Source organism: Chthoniobacter sp., from assembly GCF_040003245.1.
In the GTDB taxonomy this organism is placed as follows: Bacteria; Verrucomicrobiota; Verrucomicrobiia; order Chthoniobacterales; family Chthoniobacteraceae; genus Chthoniobacter.
In genome coordinates, this window is the sequence record NZ_JBDUCX010000035.1 from 18,406 (window position 1) to 36,479 (window position 18,074).

12 protein-coding genes are annotated in these 18,074 nt (G+C 63.0%); 5 read left to right on the forward strand and 7 right to left on the reverse strand.

From position 1 onward, the window contains the following. Positions 1-170: 170 nt before the first annotated feature. The 3 genes from ABJF10_RS06810 to ilvB form a co-directional block, all read right to left on the reverse strand. Positions 171-2,714 carry a DUF1592 domain-containing protein gene (locus ABJF10_RS06810; RefSeq protein WP_348543780.1) on the reverse strand — a complete coding sequence of 848 codons (2,544 nt, stop codon included), beginning with the start codon at positions 2,712-2,714 and terminating at the stop codon, positions 171-173. 76 nt (positions 2,715-2,790) lie between these two features. Then, positions 2,791-5,451: an ABC transporter substrate-binding protein gene (locus tag ABJF10_RS06815; RefSeq protein ID WP_348543781.1), complete on the reverse strand. Its 2,661-nt coding sequence runs from the start codon at positions 5,449-5,451 to the stop codon at positions 2,791-2,793. A 214-nt stretch (positions 5,452-5,665) separates the two neighbouring features. Next, positions 5,666-7,441, reverse strand: coding sequence for a biosynthetic-type acetolactate synthase large subunit (gene ilvB, locus ABJF10_RS06820; RefSeq protein WP_348543791.1), 1,776 nt, complete (start codon positions 7,439-7,441; stop codon positions 5,666-5,668). A gap of 637 nt (positions 7,442-8,078) precedes the next feature. On the opposite strand from ilvB, the gene ABJF10_RS06825 reads away from it, so the two are divergent. Continuing rightward, positions 8,079-9,668 (forward strand): MFS transporter, encoded by a 1,590-nt coding sequence (locus tag ABJF10_RS06825; RefSeq protein ID WP_348543782.1) that lies wholly within the window; start codon positions 8,079-8,081, stop codon positions 9,666-9,668. Between the two features lie 47 nt (positions 9,669-9,715). Beyond that, complete coding sequence (locus tag ABJF10_RS06830) at positions 9,716-10,747, forward strand: alpha/beta hydrolase (RefSeq protein WP_348543783.1); 1,032 nt, start codon at positions 9,716-9,718, stop codon at positions 10,745-10,747. 191 nt (positions 10,748-10,938) lie between these two features. Here ABJF10_RS06830 and ABJF10_RS06835 read toward each other — a convergent pair whose 3' ends face one another. Then, positions 10,939-12,225: an NAD(P)/FAD-dependent oxidoreductase gene (locus ABJF10_RS06835; protein WP_348543784.1), complete on the reverse strand. Its 1,287-nt coding sequence runs from the start codon at positions 12,223-12,225 to the stop codon at positions 10,939-10,941. 202 nt (positions 12,226-12,427) lie between these two features. On the opposite strand from ABJF10_RS06835, the gene ABJF10_RS06840 reads away from it, so the two are divergent. Continuing rightward, positions 12,428-12,994: a hypothetical protein gene (locus ABJF10_RS06840; protein ID WP_348543785.1), complete on the forward strand. Its 567-nt coding sequence runs from the start codon at positions 12,428-12,430 to the stop codon at positions 12,992-12,994. A 13-nt stretch (positions 12,995-13,007) separates the two neighbouring features. Here ABJF10_RS06840 and ABJF10_RS06845 read toward each other — a convergent pair whose 3' ends face one another. From ABJF10_RS06845 to polX, 3 genes are read right to left on the reverse strand one after another with little or no spacing between them, the layout of a single operon-like run. After that, the gene (locus ABJF10_RS06845) at positions 13,008-14,003 is read right to left on the reverse strand and encodes an NAD(P)H-dependent glycerol-3-phosphate dehydrogenase (RefSeq protein WP_348543786.1); all 996 of its coding nucleotides are present in this window, start codon (positions 14,001-14,003) and stop codon (positions 13,008-13,010) included. Further along, the gene (plsY, locus tag ABJF10_RS06850) at positions 14,000-14,743 is read right to left on the reverse strand and encodes a glycerol-3-phosphate 1-O-acyltransferase PlsY (protein ID WP_348543787.1); all 744 of its coding nucleotides are present in this window, start codon (positions 14,741-14,743) and stop codon (positions 14,000-14,002) included. Before plsY ends, ABJF10_RS06845 begins: the two co-directional genes overlap by 4 nt. Continuing rightward, positions 14,740-16,494, reverse strand: coding sequence for a DNA polymerase/3'-5' exonuclease PolX (gene polX / locus ABJF10_RS06855; RefSeq protein ID WP_348543788.1), 1,755 nt, complete (start codon positions 16,492-16,494; stop codon positions 14,740-14,742). Before polX ends, plsY begins: the two co-directional genes overlap by 4 nt. A gap of 168 nt (positions 16,495-16,662) precedes the next feature. On the opposite strand from polX, the gene ABJF10_RS06860 reads away from it, so the two are divergent. Beyond that, on the forward strand, positions 16,663-16,821 hold the full coding sequence (locus ABJF10_RS06860; protein WP_348543789.1) for a hypothetical protein: 159 nt from the start codon (positions 16,663-16,665) through the stop codon (positions 16,819-16,821). Between the two features lie 100 nt (positions 16,822-16,921). Further along, positions 16,922-18,074, forward strand: a 1,153-nt coding sequence (locus tag ABJF10_RS06865) for a hypothetical protein (protein WP_348543790.1), incomplete at its 3' end; no start/stop codon positions are given.

Sequence of the window (18,074 nt, forward strand, 5' to 3'; positions counted from 1 at the left end):
GGAAACGTGACGTCAGCTTGGGACGGATCTTTTGGCTTGAATGAGTGTGCGTCTCGAGGTTATCCTCCATGGCTAAAGGGGAGGTTAGCCATGGAGGATGGGAGCTAATCAATGGTGACGCGGAGTGGGGGTTATATCGGTGGTGGCGGGGCGGGTTTCCCGCCTCCCTATCAATTTGCCGCGGCGGTCTTTTTGACTTCGGAAAACTTGCGGTGGTCGCCTTCCCCGCGGCGCATCTGGAAGGGCACGCTCTTGACTACTTCCATGATGAGATTGGAGAAATTCGGGTTCTTTTCGAGCGAGCCGGAGATCTTCTCGACGGCGACGCGGTCGTAGAATTCCATGCCGCGCCCGAGCGCGTAGGTGAGCATCTTTTCCGAGAGGCAACGCAGGAAATCGGGACGCCTTTTCGTGAGCAGGATCTTCTGCAATTCCGCAGGCCCGAGGAATTTCTCGCCGCTCACAAGCTGGCCGGTGGCGTCGATGTCCGCATTTTCATCCCGTTCGCGACGCATGCCAACGCCGTCGAATTGCTCGAGGCCGAAACCGATCGGGTCCATGCGGGCGTGGCAACTGGCGCAGACCGGATCCGTGCGATGCTGTTCCATGCGCTGGCGCAGGGTGCCGTGCAATTCCGTGCGGGCCTTGTCGTCGAGATCGGGCACCTGGGGCGGCGGCGGTGGCGGCGGCGTGCCGAGGAGATTCTCCAGCACGTATTTGCCGCGCTTCACCGGCGAGGTGCGAGTGGGATTCGAAGTGATGGTGAGATAGCTGCCCTGCCCGAGGATGCCACCGGGGCGATTCGCGGGCAGCGGGACCTTCACGAAGGCCTCGCCCTCGACACCTGGGACGCCGTAATGCTTCGCGAGGCGTTCATTCACGAAGGTGTAATCCGCGCCGATGAAGTCGAGCACCGGACGGTCCTCGTGCATGATGTACTCGAAGAGCGATTCGGTCTCGCGTTCCATGGCCGTGGCCAGCGCCTGATCCCACGCGGGGAAGGTCGTGGCATCGGGCTGCACCAGCTTGAGGTTGCGGATCTGCAGCCACTGGCCGCCGAAATTCTCCACCAGCGCCTCCGCTTTCGGATCGGCGAGCATGCGCTTGACCTGCGCATCGAGATTCTTGCGCAAGGTGCCGTGCTCGGCCTCGGCAAAGAGCGCCTCGTCGGGCATGGTGCTCCACAGGAAATAGGAAAGCCGCGAGGCCAGCGCCCATTCGCTGACCAGGGTGGCGGATTGCGGATTGTCCGGCTGCAATTGCAACTCGCCGCGGAAGAGGAAGTGCGGGGAGACGAGGATCGCGGTGATGGCCGTCTGCACGCTCTGCTCGAAGTTGCCGCCCTTGAGCCCCGCCTGCTTGTAAATCCACACGAAGCGCTCGACTTCGTTGGCGCCGAGCGGGCGGCGGAAGGCGCGCTTGCCGAAGGACTGGATGATGGCGCGCGCGGCGTATTCGAGGTTGGGCTGGCCGGCGCCGGGCTTGAAGATGAGGTACTGTGATTCCGGCGCCTTGACCTTCTGCGGCGGCGAGAGGAGCATCAGTTGCCGGACGACGAAGGTGCGTTTGCCGTCCTTGTCTTCCCCTTTGTTCTTGTCCTTGGGATTCGGGCTCCTGGACGTCTCGCCCGGAGCCGCCGGATTGAGCACGTGCATCATGAGCGTGTGCTCGCCGGGCTTGTCCACGCGGAGCGCCGTCTTCACCTGTTCCTTGAAATCCCGGCGCCCGGAAAGCTCCGTCGTGCGCAGGATCTGACCGTCGAACTTCCACTCCATCCTCGTGGCCTCGGCGCCGACTTTTTGCGATTCGACCACCAGCTTGACGTCATACTGGCCGGCCACCGGCAGATTGAGTTTCACGGTGGACTCCGTTTCATCGATCTTGCGCGAGATGGCGGTGGTGCCGGTCTTCGGGCCGCCTTCGATCGTCATGAGATCGACGTACATTTTCTCCGGGCGCGGCTTGTGATCGTTGAGGATCGCCATGCTCATCACTTTTTCCGCCGCGCCGAGATAGCGCTCGAAAAGTACTGGGGGCAGCGTGAGCACGTCGCCGATGTCGTCGAAGCCGTAGCCAGAATCGTCCGCCGGAAAATCGTCCGCCGGCTGGAAGTCGACCCCGATGAGGTCGCGGATGGTGTTGTTGTATTCCGTGCGGTTCAGGCGCCGGATGGTGACCCGGCCCGGGTCCGGATGATCGGGATCGACGGTGAAGACGACGAGGTCGATCCACTTCATCATCATCTCGCGCTCCTCGAGGGTCGGCTGTTTTTCCTCGTCGGGCGGCATCTCGGCGGTGCGCAGGTTTTCCAGCACGTGCCCCCAAGCTTTTTGGTCCTGCGGCGACGGAGCGGCCGAAGCCGTCACGTCCAAGGCCACGCCGCTGTCGGTCAAGCCATCCAGGGCCAGGCTGCCTTTCTTCTTCCCGTTGCCGTGGCACTTGTAGCAATAGGTTTCGAACAGCGGCCTCACCTCGTGGACATAGTCCGGGCGGCGGGCAGCCACTGGCGCCGGCGCGGGAGTGGCGGCGGCGGGGTCCGGCGTGGAAGCCTGCGGCTCCCTGGCAGATGGAGTCGGCGTCGCCGCGGTGGTCGCCGCCGGAGTCGCCTGATCCGATGGCGTCTCCGCAGGTTTCGAACAACCCATCCAAGCCGTAAGAATACTGGCAGCGCCAAGGCGCAGCAGCGCGGAAGTGGGGGGAAGTCGAAGTTTCACAGACGGTGAAAATGCAGTCAGTAATTTGGCCCGGTTCCGCCCTCTGGGCAATCGCTCTTTTGCGCCACGCGGCGGCCTAGTTCCTGGACCCGCCCCCGTCGAGGGCGGTCCGGATGGCGCTGAGCAGATCCTCGGCGCGATACGGTTTGCGCAGGAAATCGACACCCTGCGGCAGCACGAAATCGCCGCGGAAAACCTCTGCGCTGTAGCCGCTCGTGTAGATCACCTTGAGCGCCGGCTTTTTGGCGAGAAGCTGCTGGGCCAGTTCGTGGCCGGTCACTCCCCCGGGCATCACCATATCGGTAATCAACATGTCGGTTTCATGGCCGCATTGCTCCCAAAGCTCGAGGGCCGTTTGTCCATTCACCGCCTCGTAAATGCGGTAGCCGTTCTGCTTGAGCACATGCACCACGACGGAGCGCACGGTGGCGTCGTCTTCCACGATGAGGACCGTTTCGCTCCCGCGCTGGTTCGCCACCGTGGGTCTTGCCGCCGCCAATTCCACACGGGCCGCGAGGGCACGGCGAGGCAGGAAGAGAGAAAAGGTGGAGCCTCTTCCGGACTCGCTCTCCACCGTCAGCCAGCCGCCGTGCTGTTGCGCGATACCGAAAGCGGTGGCCAGGCCGAGGCCGGTGCCTTTCCCGACCTCCTTGGTGGTAAAGAACGGCTCGAAAATGTGCGGCAGGCAATCCGTCGGAATGCCGCGGCCGGTGTCCGAGACATCGACGCGGATGAAGGCCTCCCCATCCACGCGCGCCTTCAGATTCACCGGCAGCTCCTGCGGCGTGACCGCGCGAGTGCGCAGGGTGAGCCGGCCACCATGCGGCATGGCATCGCGCGCATTGACCGCGAGATTGAGGAGCACCTGCTCGATCATCCCGGCATCCGCATGCACCGGCGTGGCTTCCACGGCGAGCTGCGTTTCGAGGGTGATGTCCTCGCCGATCAAACGGCTGAACATGCGCGAGGCCTCGTCGACGATGGCATTCATCTCCAAGTCGCGCGGTTGCATCGGCTGGCGCCGGCTGAAGGCGAGGAGTTGTCCGGTCAGTGCCGCCGCCCGCTCGGTGGCGGCGACGATGTCCTGGAAGACGGCCTTCACCTCGGTCGGTGGCAGCTCGGTGATGAGCGCGAGCGACGCATTTCCCTGGATGACCATGAGGAGGTTGTTGAAATCATGCGCCACGCCGCCGGCCAACTGGCCGATGGCCTCCATCTTCTGCGATTGGCGGAACTGCTCCTCGAGCTGCCGCTGCTCGGTAATGTCGTAGCTGAAGACGGTGACCCCGGTAATTTCGTGGCCGTTGGAGATGGGATTGAAAGACTCGGCGAGGATCCGCGGGCCGTGCTTGAAGGTGCGGACCACTTCCCAGGTGAAATGCTCGCCGACCAGCGCCCGCTGGTAGAGCTGCTTTCGTTCAGCCAATTCCTCGCCGGGCAAAATCTGCTCCAAGGCCATCCCCACTTCCGGCGGACGGCCGATCCGCTCCTCAACCTGACGGCGGAAGTGCGAGTTGAAAGTGATATAGCGCAAGTCCCGGTCCACCGACCAAATGGAGGCCGTGGTGTTTTCGATCAAGGCAGTAAGGTTGGCCTCGCTGAGACGGACATGGCGCGTGCTCCGCTCCACTTTCCGGCGGAGCTGAAAATTCCAGAGCAACGCCACGCCCACGATGGACAATGTCACGGCCAGGACACCGGCGAAAATCCACAGGACCTCCCGGTCCGATTCGGGATTCTCTTCAAACAGGAAACCCTTCAAGCTGGCCTTGCGCCGGATGAGCCCGGTCTCCAGAAAGATCTGCTCCATGCGCTCCCAGCGCCCCAGGTTCATGTGCCCGACATCCACGAGATCGGGCAGGATCAAGGGCCGCATCTCGCGGGCCTCGATCTCGAGATTCTCGCGCTTCAACTTGCGCTGCTGGACCTCGGGCTTCTTCAGGATGAGATCGATCATCTCTTCCTGATGCTCCATCGCGTACTCCCAACCCCGGCGCGTCGCCCGGATGAACGCCGCGACTTGCGCCCGATTCCTCTTCACGACCGACTCGCTGGTAAAAAGCGTATCGCCATAAAAATCGACCCCATAATCAGCGACGCGAACCACTGCCGGCTCGACGCCGGCCTGGCGCAACTGGGTGGGCTCGACCGTACTGTAGGCGGTGATCGCATCCACCCGCTTTTCGATCAAGTCGCGCAGTCTCCACGTGTGTGGCTGCTGTTTCACGGCGCCCAGCGGAATCCCCTCGTGCTTGAGCATGGCCTGGAACTGCGCCGTGCCCTCCAGGGGCCCCACCATCACGCTGCGCCCGGAGAGGTCCGAGGGCTTCCGAATGCCGCTGTCGGCGCGGGCCATGACGATGAACGGGGAATGCTGAAAGATGACCGCGCAAGCCACGATGGGCTGGCCCTGGAGGCGCGCGAGGAGCACCGCTTCATCCGCCACACCGAAGTCGGCCCTGCCCGAGAGCACTTCTTGAATGGCGGGCCGCTTGGGCGAGCCTTCGCGAATCTCCACGGTCAATCCTTCGGCCGCGTAGAAGCCCTTGGCCTCGGCAGCGTAAAAGCCGGCGAACTGGAACTGATGATACCACTTGAGCTGGAGGACGATCGGCTGGTCGGCGCGAGCCGCGGGGACGAAAAGCAACGCCGTCACGGCCAGACGAAGCGCCCTCTTCGTTTGCCGGAAGGCAAACAGACGGCGTACGATGGACTGGAGGTGAGCGACCGGGGTCATGCTAAGGGCAGATTGGCCGGGCAGCTACTTAGCAGGAGCTGTACTTAAACGTAGAACTACTTAATGAATCAGGCTAAATAGGTCACCTGAGGTGGCAAAAGAGGCCGATAGGCGACAAATAGATGCCTATTAGTTGTCGATTATGGCACGACCGTATTCCCACGGAACGTGGATCGGCGAATCGTTGACCTAAATTCTGAGAACGGACGGGCGCTTACAGCCCGGAGCCGGGCTTCAGCGTCTGCCGACCTTCGTAGATGATGTCTTTATAGGTCCCCCCAGCGGGAATCATCGGCAACACGTGCTCAGTGTAAGGCACCATGACGTCGAGGACATAGGGCTCCTTGGCGTCGAGCATGCGCTGGATCGCGGCGGCGATGTCCTTTTTGTGCATCACGCGTTCGCACTTCACGCCGAAACCTTCGCACATCTTCACGTAATCGGGATAGATGCCCGTCGGATCCTCAAGGCTGCCTTTGTAGGCATTCTTCGGGTTGCCGAGGAAGGTGTGACCGCGGTTGGAACCGAAGAAACGATCCTCCCACTGCATCACCATGCCGAGCCACTGATTGTTCAAGATCATGACCTTCGCATTGATGCCCTCGACATGGGCCATCGCGAGTTCCTGGACATTCATCAGGAAGGAACCGTCACCATCGATGTCGATCACCTCCCGGTCTGGAAAGGCCACCTTCGCACCGAGCGCGGCGGGATAGCCGAAGCCCATCGAGCCCAGGCCCGCGCTGGTCAGCAGCGTGCGCGGCTTGGTGAAATCGTAGAATTGCGCCGCCCACATCTGGTGCTGGCCAACGCCGGTGGTGATGATGGCGTCGCCCTTGGTCAGCTCATAGAGCAGGCGGATGGCGTACTGCGGTTGGATGACATCCTCCGTGTCGTTGAAGGTAAAGGGATACTTCTCGTGCCAGTCGTTGATCTTGGCGTACCAATCGGGAAAGGCGCTAAAGCCGGACTTCACGCGTTGCTTGCCGGATTGCTCGAGCAATTCATTCAAGCGGGCAAGCGCGTACTTCACGTCGCTCAGGATCGGCAGGCGCACGACCTTGTTCTTGTTGATCTCGGAGTTGTCGATGTCGATGTGGACGATCGTGCCGTGCTTGGCAAACTCGCTGATTTTGCCGGTCACGCGGTCGTCGAAACGGACGCCGATGGCGAGCAGCAGGTCGGCTTCGTTAACCGCGTTGTTCGCGTAAACCGTGCCGTGCATGCCGAGCCACTTGAGTGAAAGCTCGTGGGTCTCCGGGAAGCAACCAATGCCCATGAGGGTGGTCGCCACCGGAATGCCGGTGCGTTCCACGAACTCGAGCAACTCGGCCGAAGCTTCGCCCGAGATGATGCCGCCACCGCAGTAGATCATGGGCGCCTTGGCCTGCTTGATGAGGCCGATCACTTCGTTCAGCGCCACGTCGTCCGCGTGCTTCATCGGGTCGTACCCGCGCAGGTTCACCTCGCTCGGGAAGATAGGCTGCGTGGTGGCGTTCTGGATATCCTTCGGGATGTCGATGAGCACCGGACCGGGCCGTCCCGTCTGGGCGATGTAAAAGGCCTCCTTCACCACCCGCGCGATGTCGTTCACGTCCATCACGAGGAAATTGTGTTTCACGATCTGCGCCGTCACCGAAAACACATCCGTCTCCTGGAAAGCGCCTTTGCCGATCATGTGCCGCGGCACCTGCCCGGTGATCGCCACCAGCGGTGTCGAGTCGAGATAAGCGTCGGCGATGCCGGTCACGAGATTCGTGGCACCGGGGCCGCTGGTCGCCATCACCACGCCGGCCTTGCCGGTGGCGCGGGCATAGCCTTCGGCCGCAAACACCCCACCCTGCTCGTGGCGGGGCAGATAGGTGCGAATCTTGTCCTCGCGCTTGGTCAGCGCCTGGTGCATGACCATGGAAGCGCCGCCCGGGTAGGCAAAAATCGAGTCTACTCCCTCGCGAATCAGGCACTCGACGAGGATCTCCGCGCCGCTCATGGTAACGCCGCGCTCAGCTTGTGGGGCGGCGGCTTTCGTTGAGGTTTCGGAGATCTTGGTTGGTGTGCTCATGGCTGGGTAAAAGGGTCGCGAAGGTAGCCGCAAAGGCCCTTCAGGGCAAGCAGGGAATCCGGGGTGGTAAGATCAAAGGGTTGGGATGGGTGCGATTCGGTGCGATTTCCTCTGTGAAAGCAGCATCTGAAGTGGAAAGGCGGCGGAAAAATTGGAGGCACGATTAGACACGATTGAGCACGAGCAAGGGCGACTGAGGAATTCACTCGGCCTCGCGTGGAACATTTTGAACTGATTGATAAGCACCATTGATAGAACCCGACTTTCCTTCCGCGCCGAAAAAATTTCCGCCCTTGATTCGCCTTTAGCAGCCTTGACTGGCCTTGATTCCGCAGCCCGCCCCGGCTCACACAATCCCGCCAGGGCGATTTGTTCCACGCGGCCAATCGCTGCAGCATACCCCACCCGGGATTCCCCTCTCGTTTGTTATCCGGTCTCCCCTCCTTTTCTTAGCTGCGGGGGCGGCGAATGCCGGTGCGAATGACGAATGACGAATGGTGACGCGTCTTGTTACCTTAAACCCGCCAACCATGATCGACTGTCAACTGAGCCTCATTTCCCGCGCATGAGCCCTGCGCCGTCGCCTTGGGTGCCGCTGCGGCAGCCGCTGTTTCGGGCGGTATGGCTGGCCAGTATCGTGTCGAATATCGGGACGACGATGAACGACACGGCGGCGGTGTGGACGATGGCCACGATGACGCCGTCGCCGATCATGATTTCGCTGATGCAGACGATGTCGAGCCTGCCGCTCTTCCTGCTCGCGCTGCCGGCCGGAGCGCTGGCCGACCTGGTGGATCGCCGACAGCAGATCCTCGTGGCGCAGATCGGCGCACTGCTCACGGCAACGGGGATGGCGTTGCTGGCCTACTTTGGGCGGCTCAATGAAGCGCTGCTGTTGCTGGCGACGTTTCAACTGGGAGTTTCGACGGCCTTCACCACTCCGGCGTGGCAGGCGATGATCCCGGACCTGGTCGGGCGGCCGCTGCTCGCGCCGTCTTTCGCGCTGAATGCGGTGGGGTACAATATCGCGCGCGCCTTTGGGCCGATCATTGGCGGCCTGCTGATCGCGGCGCTGGGGCCGGCGCCGGTCTTTACGCTGAATGCGATTTCGTTCGTGGCGGTGATCGCGGTGATGAGCAACCGGGGTTACTCCGGGCAGCCGCGCAGTGCGCAGCAGGAGCAGATGCTGGGGGCGATCACGGCGGCGCTGCGTTATGCGCGACATTCGCCGCCGATGCAGGCCGTGCTGGTGCGCGCCGGGTTGCACGTCTTCGCCGCGGTCGCGCCGATCGCGTTACTGCCGGTGCTCATCCGCGAACGACACTGGACGGGCTTCGATTTCGGCATGTTCATGGGCTGCTACGGTACGGGCGCGATCATCACCGCGCTGCTGCTGCTGCCGAGGTTGCGGGCGCGGCTTTCCTTCGATCGCGTGCTCGCCGGGGCGAGCGTGGCGGCGGCCGTGTCGACCGGCCTGCTGGCCATCGTGCCCAATCGCCTGATGATGGGGCTCGACCTGCTGGTCGTGGGAGGCGGCTGGATCAGCGCGCTCAATACCTTCAGCGTGGCCTCGCAGAGTGCTTTTCCCAATTGGGTGCGGGCGCGCAGCTCGGCGATTTATCTGGTCGTGGCGCAGGGCGCTTTTGCGCTCGGCGCGCTGGCTTGGGGGCGTGTCACCGGGTGGACGAGTTCGTCCACCGCACTGTGGGGCGCGGGCGGGTGGCTGCTGGTGTGTGCGGCGTTCGATCGCTGGCTGCCGATCAGCCACGTGGAGAAGCTCGATCTTAGCCCTTCCGGCCACTGGCCGCAGATCCACAATCTGGCGTTGGAACCGGCGGCGGACGATGGCCCGGTGCTGATCACCGTCGATTACCAGATCGATCCCGCGCAGACCCGCGAGTTTCGCGCCGCGATGCGCGCCCTGCGGCGCACGCGGCTGCGCGATGGCGCGTTCCGCTGCTCGCTTTTTCACGACCTCGACAATCCCAAGCACTTTCGCGAGACGTTCCTCGTGGGCTCGTGGGCCGAGCATCTGCGGCAGCACGAACGGGCGACGGTGGAGGACAAGCGCATCGACGAAGCGGTAAATGCATTTCACCGCGGGCCGGAGCCGCCGCGGGTACGGCATTTTCTGATGACCAATCTGCGCGACTGAGAGTTTCCAGTTTTCGGTTTTCGGTCTTAAGATCACGCCTTACCCCCATGCGCACTCCTAGAACCCTCCTCGTTTTCGCCCTCACGACCGTCGCCGCCAGCATCGATCTGCGGGCGGCGCAACTTGACGTCATGGACATCCCGGGCGCCACGCTAAAGGACAATCCCTTGGGCGATCCGCCAGCGCGGCACCTCGCGGTCTTCAAGCCGGACAACGTGAAGGACGATGCGCCGCTGCCGCTCGTGATTTACCTGCCCGGCTGGGGCAGCTCCGCCGAAGACGCGATCGCGGATGGGAACAATGCCTGGTTTGGCAAGGTCGTCGACCTGCTGGCCAAAACCAATCCCCTGCGGATTGCGGTGGTAGATGGGCGGTCGCGCTACGGGGGAAGCCAGTTCCTGAATTCGACGGCCACGGGCCGCTATGCGGATTACGTCAGCGAAGAGATCCTGCCGGCGCTCACCGCGCGCTACTCGTCCCCGGCGTCCGGCGCCAGCCCGGTGATCGCGGGCCACTCCAGCGGCGGCTACGGCGCGTTGTTGCTGGGCATGAAGCAGCACGACAAGTTCAATGCGGTCGTGGCGCTTTCGCCCGACAGTGCTTTCGACACGACGCACCGGACGCTGGTCAACGAACCGAACGTCCGCGCGGTGACGCCCGCCATGCTCACCGCGGCGATGGCCCCGGGGAAAGGTGCGCAGTTGCCCAAGGATGGCCTGGCCCGGCTGGTGATGGGCCTCTGCGCCAACTATGCGCCGGTGGCCGACAAACCCGGTCAATTCGAATGGCTCTACGACGACAAGGGCCAGTGGCGCGCCGACGTGTGGAAGCGGTGGCTCGACCTCGACCCGCTGATGCTCGTGCGCCGCAATGACGATGCTTTCGCGCCCTCGCAGCGCATTTATCTCGATGGCGCGGAACAGGATGAATTCGGCGCGAACATCGGTGCCCGCAAGATTTTCAACGAACTGAAAAACCGGGCCTCAGCGGTGCGGTTTTACCAACCGCCCGGGCATCATGGGGACAATCTCCCGGATCGCCTGGCGAGGGGGTTGGTGTTTGTGCTCGGGCACGAGTAGGAGAGCGGGTTCAGTCAAATTGCGGCCGGGAGCTCGGCGAAAGGTTTTCGCTTGAACGATCATTGCAAAAAGCATTACCATCATGGTTCAGGCATTTTTGAACCATGATGGTGGGTCATAATGTGGCGGGAATGGTCGAAGAGAGAAGCGAGGGGGCAGAAGGACGCTGAGCGTGCTTCAACCCAGCTATTTCAAGCGGTGGCCAAGGCATCGCCCTCGGGAGCGGGCTCGCCGTAGGGCAGATCGTCGGGCAGAGGGACGAACTCGCGGATCCAGTCCCAGAGCTGGGTGAAGTCCTTGTTCACGTCGCCGGAGAGGCAGTCGGTGAGCTGGCCGGCGGCATCGGGATGCGCCTTGATGACTTCGCGGAAAGAGAAGTTCGGGTCGTAAAAGGCGTAGACGAGCTTGCGCATATTTTCCACGCCCTGGCGGACGGTGGCGCCGTACTCGGTGAAGCGCGCGGGCGAGAGATCGCCGGCGACGAGGCCTTCGTGGATCGCCTCGCCGACGAGCTGGCCGCCCTCGAGCGCGAGCATCACGCCGCTGCTGAAGACGGGGTCGAGGAAGGCGAGGGCGTCGCCCGCGAGAACCAGGCCCGGCGCGGCGCAATAGCGCGAGTGGCGGCTGTATTCGCTGGTGATGAAATACTCGCCGGTCGACTGGCCCACGGAGAGCCGGTCCTTGATCCAAAGGTTTTCCTCGACCTCGCGGTGGAAGATTTCCTTCGGGTCTTTCACTCCGTCGCGGGTGAGATACTTGCCTTCGGCGACAATGCCGACACTGGTCATGCCGTCGTGCTGCGGGATGTGCCAGAACCAGCCTTTGTCCGGGACGTAGGCCACGGTGGTGTCGCCTTCGTCGATGCCTTCGCCGCGCTTGGAATCCTTGTAGTAGGTCCAGACGGCAATCTTGTTGAGATACGGGTCGCGCAGGCGCCAGCCGCGCTTGTTCGAAGTGAAGGCTTCCTTGCCCGTGCAATCGACGACGATCGGGGCGCGCACTTCGTAGGCGCGGCCGGTGGTGCGGTCCGTGGCCTCGACGCCGATGACCCGCTCGCCCTCCATGAGCAGGCGGTTCACCGTGGTCTGCTCGCGCACTTCGGCGCCCTTCTCGCGGGCGTTATCCAAGAGCATCTGGTCGAACTCGGAGCGCAGCACCTGCCACGATTGCGCGACAGTCTCGCGATCGTAGCGGGTGAAAAAATAGAAGGGCTGCGAGCGGCGGCCCTCGGGCTGGACGAAGGTGACGCTGTACTTCTTTACGAAATGCGACGCCTTCATTTTCGGGATCATGCCGATGCGCTCGAGGGGGCCGAAGGTGAAGGGAATGAGGGATTCGCCGATATGGTAGCGGGGAAATTTTTCGCGCTCGAGGACGAGGACGCGGTGGCCGTATTCGGCGAGGATGGCGGAGGCGCAGGAGCCGGCAGGGCCGGCGCCGATGAGAATGGCATCGTAATCGTGGGAGGTATTGTTCATGGCGTGGCGAAGTAGTAGAGTAGCCTTGTGGCGGAAGACTAAACGTGGATTGGCTTGTAGCGGAAATAGAGATTTAGCATTGCTGTGATAACCGCCCGCTATCAAAGGGATCGAATTCCCAAGCCGGATGTGGCAGGTCGGCAACCGAAATTGACGGACAACCCATGACCGTCGCGCTACAAGCTGGGTGAACTGTTCTCTGATGAACCCTTCCGATTCCAACCCGGCTCCGCAAAAGGCAGGCGTATCCAGCCGCGTGCGGACGGCAATCTTTGCCGGCTTTGTGGCCATCGCCGGGATTCTCCTGGCCTCACTTTGCTTTCCGCCAAAAATGGCGAAAGCGGTTCCCCGCCCCCCTCTCCCGCTCGCTGAAGTCGATGACAGCGGAGTGGTCGTGCTGACATCGACCGCCTCGCCGGGCCCGGTCGCCGCCAGCGTCGACCGGGATGCGACGCTGCCGCCGAGGTGGGTGCCCTCATACCCTGCGGCGCAAGGGCAGGACGGCGGAACGAGACGGGAGACCAAGGACAAAATCGCCGGCACCTATCTCGCCAAGACGAGGGACGACCCCGACAAGGTGAAGGACTATTTCGACAGCACGCTCAAGGCCGATGGCTTCGAAACGGAGGTGAAGTCCACGAGCACGGATGGGAATGATTCGACGATGGTGACCGCGACCGTGAACGGCGGAAAGAGGAAGCTCACGGTGAAGGCGACCAGCGAGAAAGGCGTAACGAATCTCGTGATTACTTACGAAGGGGCGAAGTAGGAGCCCGGGTTCGCTACTCTGCTTTCGTCTCGCGGGTGATGAGGTTCACGGCGACTTCGCGCGGGGTGAGGGTGCCGTCGAGGAGGGCGCGCATTTGCTCGATGATGGGCGTCTCGAGACCAAGGCGGCGGGCGCATTCGTGGGCGCTGTAAGTGGTCGGGACGCCCTCCGCGACCATGTTCATCGAGGCGATGATATCGGCGAGTCGTTCGCCTTTGCCGAGACGCTCGCCGACGGCGCGGTTGCGGCTGTGGCGCGAGAAGCACGTGACCATGAGGTCGCCGAGGCCGCTCAAGCCCTGGAAGGTCTCGCGCTTGCCACCGAGCGCGACGCCGACACGGATGAGCTCGGCAAGGGCGCGGGTGATCAAGGCGGCTTTGGAGTTGTCGCCGAGGCCGAGGCCATCGCTGACGCCGGCGGCGAGGGCGAAGATATTCTTCAAGGCGCCGCCGAGTTCGATGCCGGCGACGTCTTCGCTGGTGTAGGGCCGGAAAAAGGACGTGGCGAAGGTCTGCTGGAGGCGGGTGCGCACTTCCTCCCGCGCGCAGCCGAGGACGATGGCCGTGGGCATTTTCTGGACGACTTCCTCGGCGTGGCTCGGGCCGGAGAGTACGGCCACGGGATTGTGCGGGAAGCATTCGGTGATGATCTCGCTCATCCGCAGGCCGCTACCGCGCTCGACCCCCTTGGTGCAGGAAAGGAGCACGGCATCCCGGGAAAGCGTGGTAGTGGAAAGACGCGCGCTGACCTCGCGGACGGCCTTCGAAGGCGTGACCAGGAGGACGAGATCGCAAGTCGCGAGATCGTCGAGTTCGGTGGTGAAGCGGAAGGAATCCGGCAGGCGGTAGCCGGGCAGATAGGCGGCGTTTTCGCGCGCGGCCGTGACCTTGGCAATGTGGTCCGCGTCGTGCCCCCAAATGAGGACCGGCAGGCGATTGGCGTCGAGGACCGCGGCGAGCGCGGTGCCCCAACTGCCGGCGCCGATGATGCCGACATTGCGAAAGCTCATGATAGCGGAGGCTCCTGGGTTGGAGGTTCCGGAGCGGTCTCGGCAGCAGCGACGGGCTTGGGATCGCCGAAGCGCAGTTCCGTGCCGGCGAGGAGGCGCTTGATATTCGCGGTGTGGCGCTTGAAGACCATGGTCGCGGCGACGACGGCGAAGTAAAAATTACCCCAGCCGTGAACCGAGGCCCAGCCGTGCGAAGGGCCGAACATGAGAAGGACGACGACAGCGATGGGCAGCGAGAGCGCCGCGACGATGGAGGCGAGCGAGACGTAGCGGGAGAGCTTCAGGACGATGCCCCAGATCGCGAAGATGACGAGGCTGACGAGCGGCATCATGCCGATGATCACTCCGAGCGAAGTGGCCACGCCCTTGCCGCCCTTGAAGCCCAGCCAGATGGGAAAATTATGCCCCATGATGCAGCCCAGCGCGGCGGCGATACCGGCGTAATCGGGCGGCAGATACTTTACCTCCGTGTGGCCGTGCGGAAGCTGAATTGTCGTGGCAAAATGGGCCGCCAACGACACGCCGATGATCACCGCCAGCCAGCCTTTGAAGGTGTCGCAGAGGAAAGCGAACAGGCCCCATCTTTTTCCCATGGTGCGCCAGACATTGGTCGCGCCGATGTTCTTGCTGCCGTGCTCGCGGATGTCGATGCCCTGCGATTTCGAGATGAGGAGGCCGCTCGGAATCGTGCCGAGCAGGTAGCTCACTCCGACAATCAGAGCGACGACGAGCCAGATCACTGGAGCGCGTTTCGCTTGGCTGCGAGGACGGCCTCGATCTTGCCGAGGGGCAGCGTGTTCACCACATCGGCGCGCGTGAGCCAGCCCTTGCGCGCGGTGCCGATGCCAAAGTGCAGGAATTGTAACTGCGCGGTGTGATGCGCATCGGGATTGATCGCGCATTTCACGCCCTTTTCCCGGGCGAGCGGCCACCAGCGCCAGTCCATGTCGAGCCGTCGCGGGTTGGCGTTGAGCTCGATGATCGTGCCGGTCGCGGCGGCAGCTTCGATGACGGCCGCGTGGTCCACCGGATAGCCGTCGCGAGAGAGCAGCAGGCGGCCGGTGAGATGGCCGAGCATGGTGACGTAAGGATTCTCGATCGCCTTGATGATGCGCTTGGTCATCTCCGCCTCGGTGAGATTGAAGACATTGTGCACGCTGACCACGCAGTAATCGAGCTGCGCGAGGACTTCGTCGGGGAAGTCGAGCGTGCCATCCTTGTGGATGTCCACTTCGCTGCCGGCGAAGATCTTGAAGTGGCCGTCGAAGGCCTTGTTCATCTCGCGGATCTCGGCGACTTGCGCGAGGAGCTGGTCGGCGTCCAGGCCATGCGCCTGGAAGGAGGCCTTGGAGTGGTCGGCGATGCCGAGGTACTGGAGGCCGAGCTCGTGGGCGGCGCCGACCATCTCGGCGAGGGTGCTGCGACCATCGCTCGAGGTGGTGTGGTTGTGAAAGGTGCCGCGCAGGTTGTCCTTCTCGATCAAGTCGGGCAGCGTGTGTTTCTCCGCGGCGGCGAATTCACCCCGGTCCTCGCGCAGCTCCGGCTCGACGTAATCGAGGCCCAGGGCGCGGTAGAGATCGCGCTCCTCGTAAATGGGTGGCGGCGGTTCGGTCTTGGAATCCTCCAGCGGGCCGAGGCGGTATTCATTGAGCGTCCAGCCACGGGCCAGGGCGCGCTGGCGCATGATGATGTTGTGCTCCTTGGAGCCGGTGAAGTAATTCAGCGCGAAGGGATACTCCGCGCTCTTGATCACGCGCAGATCGGCCTGGATGCCGGACTTGAGGCGCACGCTGGATTTCGTCGCGCCGTTGGCGATGACGCTCTCGACCATCTCGTGCTTGATGAAAAACTCGGAGACTTCGGCGGGCGAATTCGTGGCGACGATGAAATCGAGGTCGCCGACGACTTCCTTGCACCGCCGGTAGCTGCCCGCCACACACGCCTGGAGCACATCGGGCAGACCTTTGAGTTCTTCCAGCATGCGTTCGGCATCGTGGGCGATTTCACCGAGACGGAAACGGCCCGCATGTTTCGCCCGCGATTGAATCGCCGCGAGGATATTGTCGGAAGTCTTCTTGCCGAATCCGGCGAGGCTGCCCACGCGCCCGTCTTTGCAGGCCTTTTCCAGCTCGGCGATGGTGGTGACGTTCAGTTTTTCCCACAGCGCCTTGATCTTCTTGGGGCCGAGTCCCTGCAGATCGAACATCTCGAAGATGCCGGGCGGAAATTCCGCCTTGAGCGCTTCGTAGTAGGCGAGCTGGCCGGTGACGATGAGCTCGGTGAGCTTTTCGGCGATGGCGCGGCCGATGCCGTGGATATCGCCGAGACGGTTCTCGGCGGCGGCCGTGGCGAGATCGCCGGGGTAGGTCTCCACGGCGCGCGCGGCATTCGTGTAGGCGCGGATTTTGAAAATGTTCTCGCCCTTGAGCTCGAGCATCTGGGCGATGCTCTCGAGGAGGTCGGCGATTTGGTCTTTGGTCGGGACGGACATGCGGGCGGCGGGAATCTATGTTGCGCAGCGAAGGCGTGTCACGCGCGGGTTGCAAGAATGCGCGGACTTTCCGCCAGCGCAAGCAGTCCCCGGCCGCCGCCGGGATGCTGTCGGGGAGCAATTTCCCCGGCCTGGCGGCGTGGATGCTGCTATTTTCAGAGGGGCATCATGAAACTCTTCATCTTCATCGGCCTCAATGTCGGCGGTTACGTCGGCTGGGAGCTGGGCGAGCCGATGGGGATCATGGCGGCATTTCTCGTCAGTTCGCTAGGTTCCATTTTGGGAGTGATTGGCGGCTGGAAGCTCGCGCGGCACTATCTCCAATAGGAGACGGCCGGTGAGGCCGACGGTCGACGAACCGGGAAATGAGTCGTTGCCTCGCTGGCACGGCGGACGGATAATTTGTCGGTCTTAATCGTTTCCCGCCATGAGTACGTACCAGTCATTTCACGGTCTGCCGCCGCTGGCCGGCCTCGCCACTTTCGATGCAGCGCAGCACCCCGGTCTCTCGGTGGAGGAATGTGTGCGGCGGCTGAAGCGCTTTCATTATGCGTTCAGGCGGCTGCACGAGATCTTCCTCGCGCGGCTCACGGCGGAACCGGTGTATGAGTTGAAGATGGCCTTTTCACTCCACGCGCACTACTGCGCGGAGCACGCGGCGGCGCTGCGCCAGCGCGTGGGCGAAATGCGCGAGCCGCCGCTCGGGCTCGACATCGTGCCGGACCCGGCGCTGGAGATTTTCTTCGACGAAATCCTCGCGTCGCCCACGACGGAAGAGTTGCTGCTCGGCATCTATGCACACGCCGTGCCGGTGCTCGGGGCGGCGCTGGAGAAGCATCGCATGGTGACCAATCCGCTGGCGGACGCGCCGAGCGTGCGGTTGATCAAGTTTGCGCTGGTCGAGATCGAGGAGTTGGATGATTACGGCTCGCGGGCGGTTGCGGCCTTCGAGGAGGCCATCGGCAAACGCAAGACGGAAATCGAAGTGTGGCTGAATGTGCTCGACGACGCGCTCGCGGCGGCGGGCGGGCTGGACGGGACGAGTGTGAAGTCCGATCACGCCTACGCGCGCTGGTACTCGGCCAAGCCTTTCGTCTACGACAAGGTGCCGAAACGCGACGCGCGCTTTCCCGATCCCTACAACATGGGGGTCAACGCGGAGGCCTTCCTCTACGATCCGGCGCAGCCGCCCGAGCCGAAGGTGCTGATGATGTACTACAAGCGCCTGCGTGAGATCGATGTACCGGAGATGATGGCCTCGATCATCACCGAGACGAAGGGCAAGCCGTGGGGCTACTACCGCGATATGACGCGCCAGCTCTGGGACGAGGCGCGGCATGCAATGATGGGCGAGGTGGGGTTCGTCTCACTCGGCGTGGATTGGAAGAAGGTGATGGTGAATTTCACGTGGTCGTTCGGGCTCAACACGCAACTCACCGCCAAGGAGCGGCATGGGGTGCTGTATTTCATCGAGCAAGGGCTGATGCCGAAAACGGGCAAACGCTTTGAGTGGGAGACGGCGCAAGCCGCGCACAATGTGCTCTCGTCGCTGTTCCAGGACTACGACTGGGCGGATGAAG